Source organism: Microbacterium sp. NPDC087665 (assembly GCF_044743285.1).
Taxonomy (GTDB): Bacteria; Actinomycetota; Actinomycetes; order Actinomycetales; family Microbacteriaceae; genus Microbacterium.
Window position 1 is genome coordinate 613,277 of the sequence record NZ_JBIUWD010000004.1, and the last position, 17,272, is coordinate 630,548.

The 17,272-nt window shown below is 67.9% G+C and carries 18 protein-coding genes and 1 rRNA gene; all 19 read right to left on the reverse strand.

The window, feature by feature from the left end:
• Nucleotides 1-25: 25 nt before the first annotated feature.
• Nucleotides 26-640, reverse strand: coding sequence for an SMC-Scp complex subunit ScpB (scpB, locus tag ACIOSY_RS12840; protein WP_400853773.1), 615 nt, complete (start codon nt 638-640; stop codon nt 26-28).
• Nucleotides 630-1,454, reverse strand: coding sequence for a segregation and condensation protein A (locus ACIOSY_RS12845; protein WP_400853857.1), 825 nt, complete (start codon nt 1,452-1,454; stop codon nt 630-632). The genes scpB and ACIOSY_RS12845 overlap by 11 nt, the downstream gene beginning before the upstream one ends.
• Before the next feature lie 37 nt (nt 1,455-1,491).
• Nucleotides 1,492-2,325 (reverse strand): ParA family protein, encoded by an 834-nt coding sequence (locus tag ACIOSY_RS12850; RefSeq protein WP_400853859.1) that lies wholly within the window; start codon nt 2,323-2,325, stop codon nt 1,492-1,494.
• Nucleotides 2,326-2,459: 134 nt separating this feature from the next.
• On the reverse strand, nt 2,460-3,857 hold the full coding sequence (locus ACIOSY_RS12855) for an ABC transporter permease (RefSeq protein WP_400853775.1): 1,398 nt from the start codon (nt 3,855-3,857) through the stop codon (nt 2,460-2,462).
• Nucleotides 3,854-4,534, reverse strand: coding sequence for an ABC transporter ATP-binding protein (locus ACIOSY_RS12860; protein ID WP_400853777.1), 681 nt, complete (start codon nt 4,532-4,534; stop codon nt 3,854-3,856). The genes ACIOSY_RS12855 and ACIOSY_RS12860 overlap by 4 nt, the downstream gene beginning before the upstream one ends.
• Entirely contained in the window at nt 4,531-6,138 is a 1,608-nt protein-coding gene (locus ACIOSY_RS12865; RefSeq protein WP_400853779.1) for a hypothetical protein, read from the reverse strand. The genes ACIOSY_RS12860 and ACIOSY_RS12865 overlap by 4 nt, the downstream gene beginning before the upstream one ends.
• On the reverse strand, nt 6,138-7,163 hold the full coding sequence (locus ACIOSY_RS12870) for a hypothetical protein (RefSeq protein WP_400853781.1): 1,026 nt from the start codon (nt 7,161-7,163) through the stop codon (nt 6,138-6,140). The genes ACIOSY_RS12865 and ACIOSY_RS12870 overlap by 1 nt, the downstream gene beginning before the upstream one ends.
• Nucleotides 7,164-7,284: 121 nt before the next feature.
• Nucleotides 7,285-7,419 carry a hypothetical protein gene (locus ACIOSY_RS12875; protein ID WP_400853783.1) on the reverse strand — a complete coding sequence of 45 codons (135 nt, stop codon included), beginning with the start codon at nt 7,417-7,419 and terminating at the stop codon, nt 7,285-7,287.
• 139 nt (nt 7,420-7,558) lie between these two features.
• A complete protein-coding gene (gene xerD, locus ACIOSY_RS12880; protein ID WP_400853785.1) occupies nt 7,559-8,461 on the reverse strand; it encodes a site-specific tyrosine recombinase XerD in 903 nt (300 codons plus the stop codon).
• 2 nt (nt 8,462-8,463) lie between these two features.
• The gene (locus ACIOSY_RS12885; RefSeq protein ID WP_400853788.1) at nt 8,464-9,048 is read right to left on the reverse strand and encodes an NUDIX domain-containing protein; all 585 of its coding nucleotides are present in this window, start codon (nt 9,046-9,048) and stop codon (nt 8,464-8,466) included.
• Nucleotides 9,041-10,735, reverse strand: a complete 1,695-nt coding sequence (locus tag ACIOSY_RS12890; protein WP_400853790.1) for a CTP synthase — start codon at nt 10,733-10,735, stop codon at nt 9,041-9,043. Before ACIOSY_RS12890 ends, ACIOSY_RS12885 begins: the two co-directional genes overlap by 8 nt.
• Before the next feature lie 26 nt (nt 10,736-10,761).
• Nucleotides 10,762-12,444 carry a DNA repair protein RecN gene (gene recN, locus ACIOSY_RS12895; protein WP_400853792.1) on the reverse strand — a complete coding sequence of 561 codons (1,683 nt, stop codon included), beginning with the start codon at nt 12,442-12,444 and terminating at the stop codon, nt 10,762-10,764.
• The gene (locus ACIOSY_RS12900; protein ID WP_400853794.1) at nt 12,441-13,361 is read right to left on the reverse strand and encodes an NAD kinase; all 921 of its coding nucleotides are present in this window, start codon (nt 13,359-13,361) and stop codon (nt 12,441-12,443) included. Before ACIOSY_RS12900 ends, recN begins: the two co-directional genes overlap by 4 nt.
• Nucleotides 13,358-14,155: a TlyA family RNA methyltransferase gene (locus tag ACIOSY_RS12905; protein ID WP_400853796.1), complete on the reverse strand. Its 798-nt coding sequence runs from the start codon at nt 14,153-14,155 to the stop codon at nt 13,358-13,360. Before ACIOSY_RS12905 ends, ACIOSY_RS12900 begins: the two co-directional genes overlap by 4 nt.
• Entirely contained in the window at nt 14,152-14,328 is a 177-nt protein-coding gene (locus ACIOSY_RS12910) for a hypothetical protein (protein WP_400853798.1), read from the reverse strand. Before ACIOSY_RS12910 ends, ACIOSY_RS12905 begins: the two co-directional genes overlap by 4 nt.
• A 53-nt stretch (nt 14,329-14,381) precedes the next feature.
• The gene (locus ACIOSY_RS12915) at nt 14,382-15,419 is read right to left on the reverse strand and encodes an HAD-IIA family hydrolase (protein ID WP_400853800.1); all 1,038 of its coding nucleotides are present in this window, start codon (nt 15,417-15,419) and stop codon (nt 14,382-14,384) included.
• Nucleotides 15,419-16,228 (reverse strand): hypothetical protein, encoded by an 810-nt coding sequence (locus ACIOSY_RS12920; RefSeq protein WP_400853802.1) that lies wholly within the window; start codon nt 16,226-16,228, stop codon nt 15,419-15,421. Before ACIOSY_RS12920 ends, ACIOSY_RS12915 begins: the two co-directional genes overlap by 1 nt.
• Nucleotides 16,229-16,275: 47 nt before the next feature.
• Entirely contained in the window at nt 16,276-17,019 is a 744-nt protein-coding gene (locus ACIOSY_RS12925) for a hypothetical protein (RefSeq protein WP_400853804.1), read from the reverse strand.
• A 161-nt stretch (nt 17,020-17,180) separates the two neighbouring features.
• Nucleotides 17,181-17,272 (reverse strand): 5S ribosomal RNA (gene rrf, locus ACIOSY_RS12930); the annotation flags it as partial.

Consider the following 17,272-nt stretch of genomic DNA (forward strand, 5'->3'; position numbering starts at 1 on the left):
CGTGCGCTGAGCGCCCTGCGGTCCGTCATCGGATGGTTCCTTCGTCAAAGCCATCGGCACCGTCGTCGAGCAACGGCGAGATCGGCGGTAGCTCATCGAGCGAGTTGATCCCGAGGTGCTGCAGCAGCGCATCGGTCGTTCCGTAGTTGATGGCGCCGGTCTCGGAGTCGGCGAAGAGCTCGGTGATGAGTCCGCGGGCCAGCAGCGTGCGCACGACCGAGTCCACGTTCACGGCGCGGATCGACGCGACCTGGCTGCGGGTGACCGGCTGCTTGTACGCGATCACGGCGAGCGTCTCGAGCGCCGCCTGCGAGAGGCGCGCCGGAGCCTGACCGCCGACGAACTCAGCGATCAGGTCGTCATGGTCCTCGCGCACGTACAGACGCCAGCCCCCACCCACCTCACGCAGCTCGAATCCTCGACGGGGCCCTTGCCCCTTGCCGTCGTAATCGTCGACGAGCGTCTCGATCGACTGCCGTACGGCCGGCACCGGAGACCCGACGGCCGCAGCGAGGGCGACCAGGCCGATCGGCTCGTCGATGATCAGCAGAATCGCTTCGATGCGTTCGGTCAGTGGAGCGTCGAGCGCGCTGTCGTCCGCACGGGTCTCGGTCGAGCCGTCGGTCACGTCATCGGTCATAGTCGGCCCCCAGGGTCGCCAGTGTCTCGTCCGACCAGGAGTCGGCTGCCCAGCGCAGCGTGAGCTCGCCGAGCGGTTCCAGTTGTTCGAAGGAGAGCGCCGCATGGCGGTAGAGCTCGAGCACCGAGATGAAGCGCGCCACGACGATGCCGGGTTCGCTCACTCCCGCCACGAGCTCGCGGAAACTCAGCGCCTCCGTACCCCGCAGAAGGGTCACGACGATCGCCGCCTGCTCACGGATGCTGACGAGCGGAGCATGCAGGTGATCGAGTCCGACGTGCGGGATCTCCTTCGGGGCGAACGCCAGAAGTGCCAGGGCGGCGAAGTCGTCGGCGGTGAGCGACCAGACCAGCTCCGGGGTCTTCCGCCGGTGCTTCTCGTCGAGACGGACCGCCCGCACATGACGGCGGTCTTCGCGCTGGAGGCATCGCGCGAACCACGCCGACACCTCTTTGAACGCCCGATACTGCAGCAGACGGGCGAAGAGGAGATCGCGCGCCTCGAGCAGGGCCACAGCTTCGGCATCCACCAGCTCACCCTGGGGCAGCAGTCCCGCGACCTTCATGTCGAGCAGCGTCGCCGCCACGACGAGGAACTCGGATGCCTGATCCAGCTCCTCGTCGCCGTCGAGTTCCCGAAGGTACGCGATGAACTCGTTCGTGACGGCGCTGAGGGAGATCTCGGTGATATCCATCTCATGCTTCGAGATGAGATTCAGGAGCAGGTCGAAGGGTCCGTCGAAGTTCGACAGCGAGACCCGGAACCCGGGCTCGGGTGCCGCGGTTTCAGGTACGGCGATGTCTGTGACCGCGATTTCGAGAGCGCCCGCAGGCTCGAGAGTGGCGTCAGGCTCAGGCGACGGCACCACGGGCGACCAGCTCCCGCGCCAGTCGCAGGTACGCCTGTGCGGCGGCGTGCTCCGGCGCGAACTCGGTGATGGGCACGCCCGAGACCGATGCATCGGGGAACTTCACGGTGCGGCCGATCACGGTTTCGAGCACGTCGTCTCCGAACGCCTCGACCACGCGCTCGAGAACCTCGCGCGAGTGGAGCGTGCGGGGGTCGTACATCGTCGCGAGCAAGCCGTCCATCGTGATCGACGGGTTCAGCCGGTCGCGCACCTTGTCGATCGTCTCGATCAGCAGCGCCACACCGCGAAGGGCGAAGAACTCGCACTCGAGCGGGATGATGACTCCGTGCGCGGCAGTGAGAGCGTTCACCGTCAGCAGACCGAGCGACGGCTGGCAGTCGATGAGGATGACGTCGTAGTCGCCCGCGACCTGGCGCAGAACACGGGCGAGGATGGTCTCACGTGCGACCTCGTTGACGAGGTGCACCTCGGCTGCGGAGAGGTCGATGTTCGCCGGCAGCACGTCGAGGTTCTCGACACCGGAGTGCACGATGGCATCGTATGCGTCGCGCTTGGTGTCGAGCAGCAGGTCGTAGATCGTCGGCACGTCGTGCGTCTGGATGCCCAAGCCGGCGGAGAGAGCGCCCTGCGGGTCGAAGTCGACGGCGAGCACCTTACGTCCGTACTCGGCGAGAGCCGCGGCGAGGTTGATGGTCGTCGTCGTCTTGCCGACGCCGCCCTTCTGGTTGCAGAGGGCGATGATGCGCGCAGGGCCGTGCGACGTCAACGGTTCGGGGGTCGCGAACCCGTGATAGGGGCGACCGGTGGGTCCCATGGGAATGCCGTCGGCTTTCTGTGCCTTCGCCCTGGACTTTGCCGCTTTCTCAGCCACCGATTCTCCTGCTCCTTCGTGCTTGATCGATTCTAGCGGCAGGCCCCTCCCTCGGTGATTCGGCGCGCGGCGCGTGCTCAACCGCCGCGCAGCGCCGCGACGGGTTCGATGCGCGCGGCTCGGCGTGCCGGATACCAACCGGATGCCCAACCGACGACGGCACCGAGGACCGCTCCGGCCACAGCGACGAGCGGATCCGCGACCGGCGCCCAGCCCTGCACCGCGGCGACGACGATCACCGCGATCACCCCCACCGCCGAACCGATGATGCCGCCGATGAAGCCGATCACGACGGATTCGACCATGAACTGCGCACCGATCTGACGACGGGTGGCACCGATGGCGCGCCGCAAGCCGATCTCCCCCGTTCGCTCCATCACCGACAGCAGGGTCACGTTCGCGATTCCCAGGCCTCCGGCGAGCAGGGCGATCACCCCGAGGATCAGGAACACGACGTTGACGTCGGCCTGCACGTTCTGACTCAGGTCGGAGGATGCTGCCGGCGCACGCGCCTCGAGCGAATCGGGGTCATCGGGCTGCAGGGCGAGCACCGACTGCTCGGCCACCTGGGGGCCCGCGCCGACGGCGATGTGGATCGCGAGTTCGGAGGGAGCGGCGAGGCCGAAGTCGGCCCGCGCCGAGCCCTGCGGGATGATCACGGAGTCGAGGAGCTCTGTGCGCCGGTCGATGTCGTCGATGATGCCGATCACGGAATATGCGACGCCGGCGATGAACACGGAGGGCTGCGAATCGACACGGTTGATGCCCATCCGCTCCGCCGCTCGCGCACCGAGCACGGCGACGCGGTCGGAGCGTGCGTCGTGTCCGTCGTCGAAGAAGCGCCCGGTGACGAGCGTGGCGTCGACGACATCGGGGAGATCCTGTGTCGCGGCGAACAGCCGCGGCGAGGCCGTGATGGGTGCAGACGGGTCGTTCACCGGCACGGCCGTGATCGTCTCGCCTTCGGCGAGCTCGACCTCGCCCAGAAGGGCGGCGCTGTCGACTCCGGCGAGCAGCTTCACGCGCTCGGGCGAGTCCCACGGGAGGCGTCCAGCCGCCACGGTCTTGTTCTCGCCCCCGGATTGAGCCTTGGCCGCGGTGACGACGACCTGGGTCGCCGCGATGCCGTCGAACTGCCGGGCGATCTGCGCGGCCGCCGTCTGCGCGAACCCGAGCGTCGCCACGAGCGACGCGATGCCGAGCACCGTCCCCAGGATCGTCATGACGAGACGCGCCGGCCGCGAACCGATGTCCGCCGTCGCTTCCGCCACCAGATCCTGGAACGTGAACCGGTCGGCATGCTTCACGGCGGGCAACAGGGTCGAGGCGCCCGTGCCGGATCCGGGCTCGCCGGCTTCGTGCTCTCCGGCTCCGGGCTCGCCGACTTCGTGCTCGCCGGCTCCGGGCTCCGAGGTCTCCGTCTCGGGCATCACGTCGTCGAGCTTCCGGCCGCGGCGGCGGAGCAGACGCTTCACAGCTCGCTCAATCGGCCGTCGGCGATGCGAATGGTGCGACGCGCTCGACGGGCGACGGCATCGTCATGGGTGATGACGATGAGCGTGAGACCGTCATCGTTCAGCTCCTCGAAGAGCTCCATGACTTCTCCGGACGTCCGTTGGTCGAGGTTTCCGGTCGGCTCGTCCGCGAGCAGGAGCTTCGGGCCGCTCACCACGGCGCGAGCGACCGCGACGCGTTGACGTTCGCCGCCCGAGAGCGAGCTCGGGAAGAAGTCGATCCGATGGCCGAGGCCCACTCGACCCAGAGCCTCGCGCGCCCGCGACTCGCGTTCGCGACGAGGAACGCCGCTGTACAGCATCGGCATCAGTACATTGTCGAGCACCGTGCGACGCGGAAGCAGGTGGAACGACTGGAACACGAACCCGATGAACCGGGCGCGCACCGCCGCACGCTCGTCGTCGGACAGATCGCCCGTGAGCGAACCCGCGAGCCGGTACTCCCCCACACTCGGTCGATCCAGCAGGCCGAGCAGGTTGAGCATCGTCGACTTTCCCGAGCCGCTCGGGCCCACGATCGAGATGTAGTCGCCTGCGGCGACGTTCATCGTCGCCGCCTTGAGCGCCTGAACCTCCGGCGGACCGGGGAAGGAACGGGTGACATCGCGGAGTTCGACGAGCGGCTGATCCGGCGTCACCGCCCCACCACCACCAGATCGCCCTCATCGAGTTCCCCGTCGGTCGGCGTCACCTCCACCGCACCCTTCGCAGCGAGTCCGGTCTCGACGACGACGATCCGTGTCTTGGCATCCTCCCCCTCGCGGGGATCGGACTCCACGACCTCGACGCGCGATTCACCGCCCGGGCCCGCGGTCAACGCCGCGAGTGGGACGGACAGCACGTCGCCCTCCGTCGCTCCGACGGCGATCTTCACCCGCACGTTGCTGCCCTGCAGCTGCGTGATCTGTTCCGGCGTGAGGGGATCCGGCTCGAGGAGAACCTCCCAGCGAGCCTTGGCATCCTTGCCGGGCTTCAACTCCGAGATGACGGCGCGGTGTTCGGTACCGTCGGGGAGCTCGAACGTCGCTTCGGCGCCGACCGTCAGCAGACGGGCGTCGGCCTCGGCGGCCGCACCGGTGAGACGCACCGTCGCACCGGAGACCGTCATCGCCGCACCGGAGAGTACGGTGCCGCGCTCGACGCTGACGGCGTCGACCCGTCGCGGCAGCTCGGTGAGGTAGAGCACCTCGCTCGCGGGCAGGAACGGCAGCACCTTCTGCTGAGCTTCGGCCAACGCCTCGTTCGCGCTCGTCACCGCGGCCCGCGCCGTCTCGAGAGCGGACTTCTCCGGCCCGGTGTTCTTCGCGGCCCACAGCTGATCACGCTCGAGTCGCGCGGCCTGAAGGTCCCAATCCGCTTGTTGCACACCCTCGCCCGATGCCTGGGCCGCAGCGAGCGCCTGCTCGGCCTGAGCGACCTTCACATCGGCTTGGAAGCTCTCCACCTTGCCGGGGCCTGCACCCGCTGCGGTCAGGGCCTGTTGCGCCTGGGTGACCCCGCTCTGCGCGGAGCGCACTCCCTCCTCCGCGCTGCGCAGTGCATCGGAAGCGCCCTCTTCCGGGGCGGGCACGGGGTATCCGGCCTGCGCGTACAACTGGGCCACGGCGTTCGCGGTGGCCTGGTCGAAGACGTTTGAATTCACGTCACCGGCGTCGATGCCGACGCTGACCAGCGCCTGCTTGAGCTGGATGACATCCGGTCCCGAGACGCCGAACCGCAGGGTGCGATACGCCGGCAGCTCGCCGGGCAGCACGATGACCGGTCGGCCGACGACCTCCAGGGCGATCGACAGCGGAGTGAGGGTCGCTCCGACCGCGGGCACCTGGCCTGTGACGACCGCCGCGCCGTCGACGGCCGAGGTGTCGAGCTTCACTTCGACGGCATCCGCATATCCGACATCGGACCGCAGCGTGACGTCATTGCTCAGGGGGCCGAACTCGGCGGGGACGGTGACCAACCCCGCGTCGGGTGCGTCTGCGCTCGACGCATCGGGCGAAAGCAGGAAGCGACCGACCAAGAGACCCGCCACCAGGCAGACCACCGCGGCGAGCGCGACGATCCACAGTGTGCGGTTGCCCCGAAGGACACGCCCCCACCCGCTGACACGGGATGTATCGGCCTCCGGCTCGGACTCCTCCGCGTCGCTCTCTTCCTCGGAAGACGTCTCGAGGAGGGTCGTGGTGGCGTCGTGATCGAGCGGGTCGGGCGGCAGATCGGTCGTGGGCTTATCGTCGTCGCGCATCACTTGCTCTGCTCGGCTGCCGACTTGAACGCCTCGAGCTCCGCCTTGTTGTCAGCGACGAACTTCTCCTCGAGGGCGAACTGGATCTCGAGCGACTTCTTCGCGTAAGAGGTCTTTTCGCGGCACCCGAGGTCCACGAGGGCCAGCTCGATCTCGCGCTCGCCGAGTTCCTTCATGGCGGCGCTCTCGTTCGGGTCCTCGAAGTCGGCAGACTCCGTGTCGACGGGCTCGGAGCCGTCACCGTACGCCGCGTCGTAAAGCGCAGTCTGCTCGTCGATGATGGACTGGATGGCGTCCTGCTGGGTCGTGAAGCCGGGCTCCCCCGCATCGTCCATGCACGCCGCCCACGCACTGTTCAGCTCGGAGAACTCGGGCGAGGCCTGCGACGAGGTCCAGAACTCCTCCATCTTGGTGCGGAGATCGGCGAACTCCTCCGACTGGAACGGGTCCGCGTTCTCACCCTCGACCTCGTGCTGCGCCCAGCCCTGGCATCCGGCGTCTTCCCAGCGGTACTCGTAGCTGCCGTCCTCGCCCATCTCCTCCTCGTCCGGAGTGGGGCCGTACAGAGTCTCGTAGAAAGCGGTCTGCTCCGATTCGGACAGCGACTCGACGTAGTCCTGATTCGGGTCGACGTATTCCTCCTCCGTCGCCTCCTGCTGCTTCTCGGCGAACGGGCTGTTGATCATCCCGTAGCCGTACTTCTCGACCCACTCGCGCTTCTCGGGCTCCCAATCGCCCTCGGCGCTGGTCATCATCCCCGAACCGTTGTCGGTGTTCGGCGCGTACTCGAAACCTTCCTCGGACATGCACTTCGCCACGAGCTCCTCGGTCTGCGCCTGACGCTCCTCGGACAGCTTCTGCTGCTCCTCCGGCGAGAGGTCACCGCCGTATGCGGCCGACAGATACTTGTTCAGCGGGGAGTCTTCATAGCTCAGGTCGCCCCCGGAGGACGGGCCGCTGCAGCCGGCGAGGACGAAGACCATGGCGGTCGCCGCGAGCGCGGCAAGAGGACCGGTGGAACGCATGAGAGAACTCCTTTGTGCAATCGGCCGAGGCCGGAAGTATCCACAGTAGAGAGTCGGGAGCGATCCTCGCGTCCCCCGAAAGGATGACAAAACGCGAAAGAGCTCAATCGGGCGGACCACGTCAGCTGCCCTGTTCGAGCGTCGTCCAGCCCGCGCTCGCCGCGTCGTGTGCGTCGTCGGATGCTGCTGCGCATCCGGCGAGAGTGACGATCAGGGGCGCGACCGCGACGGCGGCGAGAGGACCGGTGGAACGCATAAGAGAACTCCCTGGACGATCGGGGGCAGAGCTCTCACCGTAGGCAGTCGCGCAAGACTTCGCCCTGGTCCTGCGCCGTATTTTGGGTCGACTCGGAGGCTTCCGGCATACCGCCGTTCCTGTCATCGCACGTCGCGCCTCAGCGTGCGCGAGGGTGCGACGTCGCGTAGATATCGCGCAGGGTATCGACGGAAACGTGCGTGTAAATCTGCGTCGTCGCCACGGATGCATGGCCGAGGAGCTCTTGCACGACGCGCACGTCCGCACCACCCTGCAGCAGATGCGTCGCGAACGAATGGCGCAGAGTGTGCGGCGACACCTCGCTCGTGATCTGCGCACGCTCGGCGGCGGACCGGATCACGAGCCAGGCGCTCTGCCGGGACAGGGGCGCTCCGCGGGCACCCAGGAACAGCCTCGCCGAGGCGCGCCCCTTTGCCGCGAGCCCCGGACGCACTCGGGTCAGATAGGCATCGACCGCCGCGCGCGCAAACGATCCCACCGGCACGATGCGTTCTTTCGATCCCTTGCCGCGCAACCGCAGGACATCGCCGTGAGACAGATCGTCGACATCGAGCCCGACCGCCTCCGAAACGCGAGCGCCGGTCGCGTAGAGCAACTCCAACAGAGCGCGGTCACGGATGCCGAGCGGCTCCTCCGACGACGGAGCATCGAGAAGACGCTCCACCTGATCGATCGTCAACGCCTTCGGCAGCCGCCGGGGTGCTTTCGGAGGACGCAGGCGCCCGCTCGGATCGTCCTGCTCGATCCCCTCCCGCGCGAGAAAGCGATGCCACCCGCGCACCGACGACTGCAGCCGCGCCAGGCTCGTCGAGGCGGGCGGCGGCACCGCCGTCGACCGCTCCGCGATGAAGCGGCCGATCACCGCGGGTGTCACGTCCGCCGTGTCGGTGATGCCCTCCGCCAGAAGCCAGTCGACGTACCCGCCGAGGTCGCGGCGATACGCCGATACGGTGTGCTCGCTCAGGCCGCGCTCGATCGTGACGTGACGCAGATAGGCGTCGAGCGCGCGGGCGAGCAGCATCCTCAGGCCCGGTCGCGCAGCCTCAGCGTCGCCGCCATCACGCCGATGCCCAGAATGCCGTTGCGCATCCGTCCGTCGAGCACCGCGTCGACGGCCGACTGCAGCGGCACCCACTCGACGCGGATGTCGGCCTCTTCGTCTTCACGCGCGTGCGCTTCCGGGGCGGGTGCGAGCCCGGCCGCCAGGAAGATGTGGATCAGCTCGTCGTTGCCGCCCGGGGTCGTCCACGACGCGACGAGCGGCTCCCAGTGCTCGGCGACCAGGTCGGCCTCTTCGGCGAGTTCACGACGTGCAGCCTCGAGCGGCTCCTCCCCCGCGATATCGAGCAGACCGGCGGGCAGCTCCCAGTCGCGATGGCGGATCGGATGCCGGTACTGCTGGATCAGCAGCACTCGGCCTTCTGCATCGAGAGCGAGAATCGCGACCGCGCCGGTGTGCGCGACGTACTGGCGACGGATCTCGCCGTCGCCGTACCGCACCCGATCATCGCGCACGTCCCAGACGACCCCCTTGAAGCCGAGATCGCTGCTCACGATCTCGGGCTCGAAGGGTTCGTCGCGCAGCATCGCCGCCGAATCGTCAGTCATCGGCACTGACATCGAACAGCTCGCTTGCGCGGTGGCGCTCGATGGCCGCGCCGACCAGGCCACGGAAGAGCGGGTGCGGATCGGTCGGACGCGACCGCAGCTCCGGGTGCGCCTGCGTGGCGATGTAGTACGGGTGCACGTCGCGCGGCAGCTCGACGTACTCGACGAGGTCGAGCTCGGGGTTGAGTCCCGAGAACACCAGGCCCGCGTCGGAGAGGCGATCGCGATACGCGTTGTTCACCTCGTAGCGGTGGCGGTGACGCTCGGATGCCTGCGGGGCACCGTAGAGCTCGCTGGCCAGGGAGCCCTCCGCCAGCGCAGCCTGGTACAGGCCGAGGCGCATCGTGCCGCCGAGGTCGCCGCCGTCGAGGATCTCGATCTGCTCGGCCATCGTGGCGATCACGGGCTCGGAGGTCTCGGGGTCGAACTCGCTGGAAGACGCGCCCTCGATGCCGGCGACGTGACGGGCGTACTCGATCACCATGCACTGCAGGCCGAGGCAGAGCCCGAGGGTGGGGATGCCCTGCTCGCGTGCGAAGCGCAGCGCGCCGAGCTTGCCCTCGATACCGCGGATGCCGAAACCACCGGGTACGCAGATGCCGTCGAGCTGGGACAGCTGCTCCTGTGCGCCCTCGGGCGTCTCGCAGAGGTCGGAGGGGATCCAGCGGATGTTGACCTTGGTCTCCTGCGCGAATCCACCGGCCTTGAGGGCTTCGGTCACCGAGAGGTAGGCGTCCGGAAGGTCGATGTACTTGCCGACCAGCCCGATCGTGACCTCGTGCTTCGGGTTGTGCACGGCGTGGAGCACCGTGTTCCACCGGGTCCAGTCGACATCCGCGGCCTTCTGGTCGAGCCCGAGTCGCCGGACGATGTAGGAGTCGAGGCCCTGCTCGTTCAGCGTCGACGGGATGTCGTAGATGCTCGGCAGGTCGACGGTGTTGATCACGCCCTCGACATCGACGTCGCACATGAGCGCGATCTTGTTGCGGTTGCCCTCGCTGACCGGGCGGTCGCTGCGGAGCACCAGCGCGTCGGGCTGGATGCCGACCTGGCGGAGGGCGGCCACCGAGTGCTGGGTGGGCTTGGTCTTCTGCTCGCCGGATGCCCCCATGAACGGCACGAGCGAGACGTGCACGAAGAAGACGCTGTCGCGGCCGAGCTCATGGCGCAGCTGACGAGCGGCCTCGAGGAACGGCTGCGACTCGATGTCGCCGACCGTGCCGCCGACCTCGGTGATGATGACATCGGGACGCGGCTCTTCGGTCGCCTGCAGACGCATACGACGCTTGATCTCGTCGGTGATGTGCGGGATGACCTGCACGGTGTCGCCCAGGTACTCGCCGCGGCGCTCACGAGCGATCACCTGCGAGTAGATCTGGCCGGTCGTGACGTTCGCCGCCTCCGACAGGTTGATGTCGAGGAAGCGCTCGTAGTGACCGATGTCGAGGTCGGTCTCGGCTCCATCGTCGGTGACGAACACCTCACCGTGCTGGAACGGGTTCATGGTGCCCGGATCGACGTTCAGGTACGGGTCGAGCTTCTGCATCACGACGCGCAGACCGCGGGCGGTGAGCAGGTTCCCCAGGCTCGCAGCGGTGAGCCCCTTACCCAAAGACGAAACGACACCGCCCGTCACAAAGATGTGCTTGGTGGTGTCGTTATTGGGTCCCGCAGAAAAAGAGTTCATCACGGGCTTTTATCCTAACAGTTCGCTCAGCCGCCGAGGCTGAGAAGTTCTCGGGCATGGGTGAGAGCGGCATCGGAATCGGTGAGGCCAGACAGCAGGCGGGCCATCTCGGCTTCCCGATCGACCCCCTCCAGACGGCGCACACTCGACGCGGTGACCGCGCCATCATTGGATTTCACGACGGAGAGGTGGTTCGTCGCGAAAGCCGCGACCTGGGCGAGGTGAGTGACGGCGATGACTTGCGACTTCTCTGCGAGTCGGGCGAGTCGTCGTCCGACTTCGATCGCCGCGGCTCCTCCGATGCCGGCGTCGACCTCGTCGAAGACGAACGTCGGTACGGGATCGGTGCCGGCGATCACGACCTCGATCGCGAGCATGACGCGCGAGAGTTCTCCGCCGGACGCCCCCTTGGCGACGGAACGCGGTTCTGCGCCGGGGTGCGGAGCGAGCAGGATCGCCACGTCGTCGCGCCCGTGGGCGGTCTCGGAACCGGCGGAGACGGCCACTTCGATCCGCGCATCCGGCATCGCGAGCGCGTGCAGCTCTTCGCTGACGGCTTCTCCGAGCTTCACCGCTGCGCACGTTCGCGCAGCGGTGAGCTCTGCCGCGTGCGCATCGAGCTCGAGGCGCACGGCATCGCGTTCCGCGCGGAGCCGCTCCAGACGTTCCCCGTCGTCATCGAGGTCGGCCAGTCGCTGTGAGCCGGTCTGCCAGACGGCGAGGGCCTCGTCCAGTGAACCGTGCGCTCTCGTCAGAACGCTCAGGGCGGCGCGACGCTCTTCGACGGCCGCGAGCTCGTGGGGTCCTGTCTCGTCGAGATCGGCGAGATACGCGGAGAGAAGGCCCGCGATATCGGCGAGGCGATACCCGACATCCGCGATGCTCGCAGCGATCTCGGCGAGTTTCGTGTCGGATACCCGTTCGAGCACACGCCGCGCTTCCGCGACGAGGGCCGAGGCATCCGGTTCGCCTTCTTCGTTCGCCAGGGCGCCGTGGGCCACCGAAGCGGCGAGGCGCAGTTCCTCGGCGTTGGCGAGGCGCTCGGCACGCTCGGCGAGTTCTTGGTCCTCCCCCGGTTCGGGGGCCGTCGCCTCGATGAGCGCGAGCGCCTCCCGGAGGCGGGCCGCTTCATCGCCTCGGCGGTCGCGGTTCTCACTGATCTCGACGATCTCGGCGTCGAGACCCCGCCAGCGATCGAACGACGCCGCATAGGCCTGCAATGCCCGCGCGATCGGAACGCCGCCGAAGCGATCGACCGCATCGCGCTGAGCGGCGGCCGATCGCAGACGGAGCTGGTCGGACTGCCCGTGCACGACGACGAGTTCCTCGGCCAGGGCCGAGAGCACACCGGCGGGCGCGGCTCGGCCTCCGACGCTCGCACGGCTGCGCCCCTCTGCACTCAAGGTGCGGGAGACGTAGAGCTCGGCTCGCCCGTCGTTCACGGGCTCCAGTTCGCCCCCGGCATCCGCCACGATCTCGGCAATCGTGCCGCTTTCGGGAACGATCCAGACGCCCGCGACAGAAGCCTGCGCAGCGCCCGCTCGTACGGCACCGGAATCGGCGCGCTGGCCGAGCAGCAGACCGAGTCCCGTGACCACCATGGTCTTGCCCGCACCCGTCTCACCCGTGATCGCGGTGAATCCTGGTCCGAGGGGCAGAACCGCGTCGTCGATGACGCCGAGCCCCTGCATCCGCATCTCTTCGATCATGCCTGCGCTCCCGGTTCCTGTCCGCGCCACCCGGCGACGGGCAGTTGGAACTTGCGCACGAGACGGTCGGTGAAAGCGCTGGGGTGCAGCCGGGCCAGGCGCACTGGGCGAGAAGACCTGCGGGCGACCACGCGCGCGCCGGGCGGGAGCTCGTGCGAGCGCCGGCCGTCGCACCAGAGGATGCCCGAGCCGTCGGTGCGCTCGAGCATCTCGATCGCCACCGCGGCATCCGGGCTCACAACCAGCGGCTTCGCGAACAGGGCATGCGCGGAGAGAGGCACCACGGCGATCGCCTCGACGCGGGGCCAGATCACCGGGCCGCCGGCGGAGAAGTTGTACGCCGTCGAACCGGTGGGAGTGGAGATGACCATCCCATCGCATCCGAAGCTGGAGAGCGGACGCCCGTCTATCTCGAGGACGACCTCGATCATGCGCTCGCGGCTGGCCTTCTCGACGGTCGCCTCGTTGAGCGCCCACGTCTCGTAGACGACGTGACCTTGCGCGTCTTTCACCCGTACCGAGAGCGCCAGACGCTCCTCGACCTCGTAATCCCGCGCGATGACGCGTCGAACCGCGTCGTCCATATCGTCGCGATCGATCTCCGCGAGGAAGCCGACGTGGCCCATGTTGATGCCGAGAACCGGTGCCCCGCTGTCGCGGACCAGTTCGGCAGCGCGGAGAATCGTGCCGTCGCCGCCGAGAACGATCGCGAGTTCCAGATCGGTCGGTGCGACCGTCTCGCCGAGCACATCGACGTCGGCGAACACGGCATCGACCGCCGCCAACTCGGTGCGGTCGTCAGGGGCGAGAACCGGTCGGGCTCCGGCGCTGCGGAGAGCCTCCACTACGCGCCTCGCCGCTGCCACGGTGTCGGCGCGCCCTGCATGGGCGACGACCAGGATGCTGCGCTCGTTCATCGTCCTCCTGCCAGTGCGTTGATGCGGTCCAACCATTCTGTCGGATTGCTGCCCCGCCCCGGCGCGAGATGCACGAGGTACTCCGCATTCCCATGGGTACCGAGGATCGGTGAAGGAAGGATGCCCCGCATGCCGAGGCCGGCATCCCATGCGCTCCAGACCGTGCGTGCGACGGCATCGGCTCGAGTGGCGGGGTCGGTGACGAGCCCCCCGCGGACCGCCGTGCGGCCGACCTCGAACTGCGGCTTGACCAGAAGCACGACGTCGGCATCAGGGGCCGCGATGCCGACGACGGCGGGAAGCACGTGCTCGAGTGAGATGAACGACAGATCGCCGACGATCACGTCGGGGAGTGCGTTCTCGCCGGTCGCCTCCGCGAGATTCGTCGGCGTCATGTACCGCACGTTGTAGCCCTCGACCGAGACGACGCCCGCATCGGCGGCGACCGTCGGAGCGAGCTGCCCGTGGCCGACGTCGACCGCCAAGACCTTTCGCGCTCCGCGTTCCCGGAGAACCTGCGTGAATCCGCCGGTGGACGCCCCCATGTCGAGCGCCAGACGGCCCTCGACAGGGATCGAGAAGCCGTCAAGACCGGCGATGAGTTTATGAGCCGCACGTCCGACGTAGTGATCGGACGCGGCGACCGTGAGTTCCGTCGTATCGAGGACTGCGGTGGAGGCCTTCACGACGGGCCTGCCGTCGACCGAGACGAGGCCTTCGGAGATGAGGGTGGCGGCGTGGCTGCGCGAACGGGCGAGTCCTCGGGCAGCGAGGGCGGCGTCGAGACGCGTCATCGGGGCCCTGGGGTCTCCCGCTGGTCGAGCTTGGCACCGCTCTCCAGGCGTCGCGACAGCTCGTCGTGCAGCGCCGAATACGCATCGGCGCGCGCGGCGAGCGGTTGGCCCTCGATCAGGCGCAGACGACTCCACAGACCATCGGTCGGCGTGCTCGTCGTCTCTTCACTCACGGTTCTACTGTACGCGGGGCTCCCGACACGCGTCGTCGCCACGGCGAACTCGCTCAGGGACGGTGGAAGGGATCGGCGTACAGGCGCTCGGGCACGCGAAGAACGAACACCGGGGTACCGGATGCCCAGATCGCGGCGGCGCCGGCGCGCAGCAGGTCGATCTGCTCCCCCGATTCGGCGATGATCTCGACGTCGGCTCCGCGCACGCGCACGGCAGCACCGTTCACGTGGAAGATGCCATCGCGCTCGATCACCTCGGGATACGGCTGGTGCAGTTCCCGCAGATCACTCAGGATGTAGGTCGGACGCGACCCTTCCGGCGCCGCGAGCACGTGCTTCGGTCGGTCGATCCCCGTGAGGACCAGTACCGAATCGATGCCGACGCGGGATGCGCCCATGATGTCGGTATCGAGCCGGTCCCCGATGAAGAGGGCCTTCTGCGCGCCGAAGCGAGCGAGTGCCTCTTCGAAGATCGGTGCTTCCGGCTTTCCTGCGACCGTCGCCAGGCGGCCGATCGCCGTGTGGACGGCCGAGACGAGCGTGCCGTTGCCGGGCGCGACGCCGCGCTCGCGCGGGATCGTCCAATCGGTGTTCGTCGCGATCCACGGGATGCCACCCTCGTCCTCCGGAAGTTGGAGGGCGAAGGCCGCCTCGGCGAGATCGGTCCACGCCACCTCGGGCGCGAACCCTTGCACGACAGCGCGCGGAGAATCTTCGGCGCTGCGCGTGACGGTGTAGCCGGCCTTGTTGAGCTCGTCGACCAGCCCGTCGCCGCCGACGACCATGATCGTCGCCGGCGCCGGCACGATGCCGGCCAGAAGGCGCATGGCGGCCTGCGGGCTCGTGACGACATCCTCTGCGGCGACGTCGAGACCGAGGCTCGTCAGGTGCGCCGCCACCGACGCATCCGTGCGCGAGGCATTGTTGGTGATGTAGCCGAGTCGCGCATTCTGCGCGGCTGCGTTCAGGCTCTCCACCGCATGCGGCAGAGCGCCCGGCCCGGCGTAGACCACCCCGTCCAAGTCAGCGAGCAGTGTGTCGACGCCGTCCAGAGGGGTCACCGCTGCACGCCTGCGCGAGAACAACGCCACTACGCCTCCGTGTTCGAAGGGTCGTCGTCGGACTCCCCCAGGAGTTCGCGCACCTCATCCTCGACCGACGGCTCCGCCTCCGCAGCGGAATCGTCGTCGTCAGAGTCCTCATCGACGGATTCATCATCCGAGGAAACCTCATCGACGGCATCAGCATCAGCGGATGCATCAGCATCAGCGGATGCATCGACGACGGGCGTGGCGGTCGCCGTCTCATCGTCCGCGAACTCGTCGTCGGCGAACTCGCCTTCGATGAGTCCGTCTTCGATGAAGATCTCCTCGTCTCCGGCTTCGTCCACGCCGAGGGCTTCCGCAGCCACCTCGGCACGGTGCGACCAGAAGGACGCCTCTTCGTCGCGCCCGAGGTCCTCGAGCACTGCGGCCCGGGCGGCGAAGAGCGCGGGGCTCCACTCGAAGGCACGGTCGGGATCGAGCTCGGGGATCTCGAGTTCTCCGAGGGCGAGTTCGAGATCGCCCTGGTCGAGCCGGGCTCCCGACATCGCGATCGCCAGAGCAACGCGAACGGGCGTGGACAGCGCGGAACGGTCGACGGCGCGACCGGTCTCGAGTGCGCGATCGGGCCGACCGATTCCACGCTCGCTGTCGACCATCAAGGCGATCTGGTCGTCCTTGCCGGAAATGCGACGGTACGTCCGCAGCTCCCGAAGGGCCAATGCGAAGTCATGAGTCGCATACGCCGTAATTCCCAGCGTCTCGCGAACGATCGCGATGCGACCGGCGCGACGCGACGCAGCAAGTGCGTGCTCGTGAGCGAGTGCGGGGTCTTCGTCAATGAGCCTCGAAGCCATAGCCAGGCGCCGAGCGACGTGCTCCGCGTTCTCCTTGCTCAGGGTCTTCAGCTCATTGCGCGCAGAAGTGTGGAGGTCGCGTTCGGTGACCTCGTCTGGAATAAGCGGTTCATCGAAGTGCGGACGCTCCTGTGCGGCATGCGCGGGTCGCTCGCGATCCGCTCCCCCGCGCTGCGGGTACGAGCGTGCACCGGAACGGCCATTGTCATCGCGACGCGGGGCCCGATCTCTGTCGAATCCGCCCTCACGACGGGGAGCATTGCCACCGTCGCGGTTGTAGCCACCTTCACGACGCGGCGCACTGCTGTTGTCGCGGCTGTAACCGCCGCCTTCGCGACGCGGGGCACTGTTGCTGTCGCGGTTGTAACCGCCGCCTTCGCGACGCGGGGCACTGTTGCTGTCGCGGTTGTAACCGCCGCCTTCGCGACGAGGGGCACTACCACCGTCGCGGTTGTAGCCACCCTCACGACGGGGAGCACTGCTGTTGTCGCGGTTGTAACCGCCGCCTTCGCGGCGGGGGGCACTGTTGCTGTCGCGGTTATAGCCACCCTCACGACGAGGGGCACTACCACCATCGCGACTGTAGCCACCCTCACGACGGGGGGCACTGTTGCTGTCGCGGTTGTAACCGCCACCTTCGCGACGCGGGGCACTGTTGTTGTCGCGGTTGTAACCACCCTCACGACGCGGAGCACTTCCGCCATCGCGGTTATAGCCACCCTCACGACGAGGCGCACTGCTGCTGTCCCGGTTGTAACCGCCACCTTCACGACGCGGAGCACTTCCACCATCGCGACCTGTGTTCGGCCGACCACCGGAAGGGCGCTGACTGCGCGATCCACTGTCGTTGTCGCGACGCGGACGGCGCTCTTGCTCTTCCGGCATGATGATTCCTATCCCTGTAAACGCAAAATGGCCACCCAGCGTTGGGTGGCCATTTCACTTAAAAGAAGTCCGGCGGTGTCCTACTCTCCCACAGGGTCCCCCCTGCAGTACCATCGGCGCTGTGAGGCTTAGCTTCCGGGTTCGGAATGTAACCGGGCG

Bases quoted from the DNA above. Each gene is read 5' to 3' on its own strand.
- ACIOSY_RS12850 (WP_400853859.1), bottom strand. From the start codon at position 2,325: ATGGGACCCACCGGTCGCCCCTATCACGGGTTCGCGACCCCCGAACCG.
- recN (WP_400853792.1), bottom strand. From the start codon at position 12,444: ATGATCGAAGAGATGCGGATGCAGGGGCTCGGCGTCATCGACGACGCG.
- ACIOSY_RS12885 (WP_400853788.1), bottom strand. From the start codon at position 9,048: ATGACTGACGATTCGGCGGCGATGCTGCGCGACGAACCCTTCGAGCCC.
- ACIOSY_RS12900 (WP_400853794.1), bottom strand. From the start codon at position 13,361: ATGAACGAGCGCAGCATCCTGGTCGTCGCCCATGCAGGGCGCGCCGAC.
- ACIOSY_RS12920 (WP_400853802.1), bottom strand. From the start codon at position 16,228: ATGGCTTCGAGGCTCATTGACGAAGACCCCGCACTCGCTCACGAGCAC.
- ACIOSY_RS12875 (WP_400853783.1), bottom strand. From the start codon at position 7,419: ATGCGTTCCACCGGTCCTCTCGCCGCCGTCGCGGTCGCGCCCCTGATC.
- ACIOSY_RS12925 (WP_400853804.1), bottom strand. From the start codon at position 17,019: ATGGTGGAAGTGCTCCGCGTCGTGAAGGTGGCGGTTACAACCGGGACA.
- ACIOSY_RS12905 (WP_400853796.1), bottom strand. From the start codon at position 14,155: ATGACGCGTCTCGACGCCGCCCTCGCTGCCCGAGGACTCGCCCGTTCG.
- ACIOSY_RS12890 (WP_400853790.1), bottom strand. From the start codon at position 10,735: ATGAACTCTTTTTCTGCGGGACCCAATAACGACACCACCAAGCACATC.
- ACIOSY_RS12870 (WP_400853781.1), bottom strand. From the start codon at position 7,163: ATGCGTTCCACCGGTCCTCTTGCCGCGCTCGCGGCGACCGCCATGGTC.
- ACIOSY_RS12865 (WP_400853779.1), bottom strand. From the start codon at position 6,138: ATGCGCGACGACGATAAGCCCACGACCGATCTGCCGCCCGACCCGCTC.
- xerD (WP_400853785.1), bottom strand. From the start codon at position 8,461: ATGCTGCTCGCCCGCGCGCTCGACGCCTATCTGCGTCACGTCACGATC.
- scpB (WP_400853773.1), bottom strand. From the start codon at position 640: ATGACCGATGACGTGACCGACGGCTCGACCGAGACCCGTGCGGACGAC.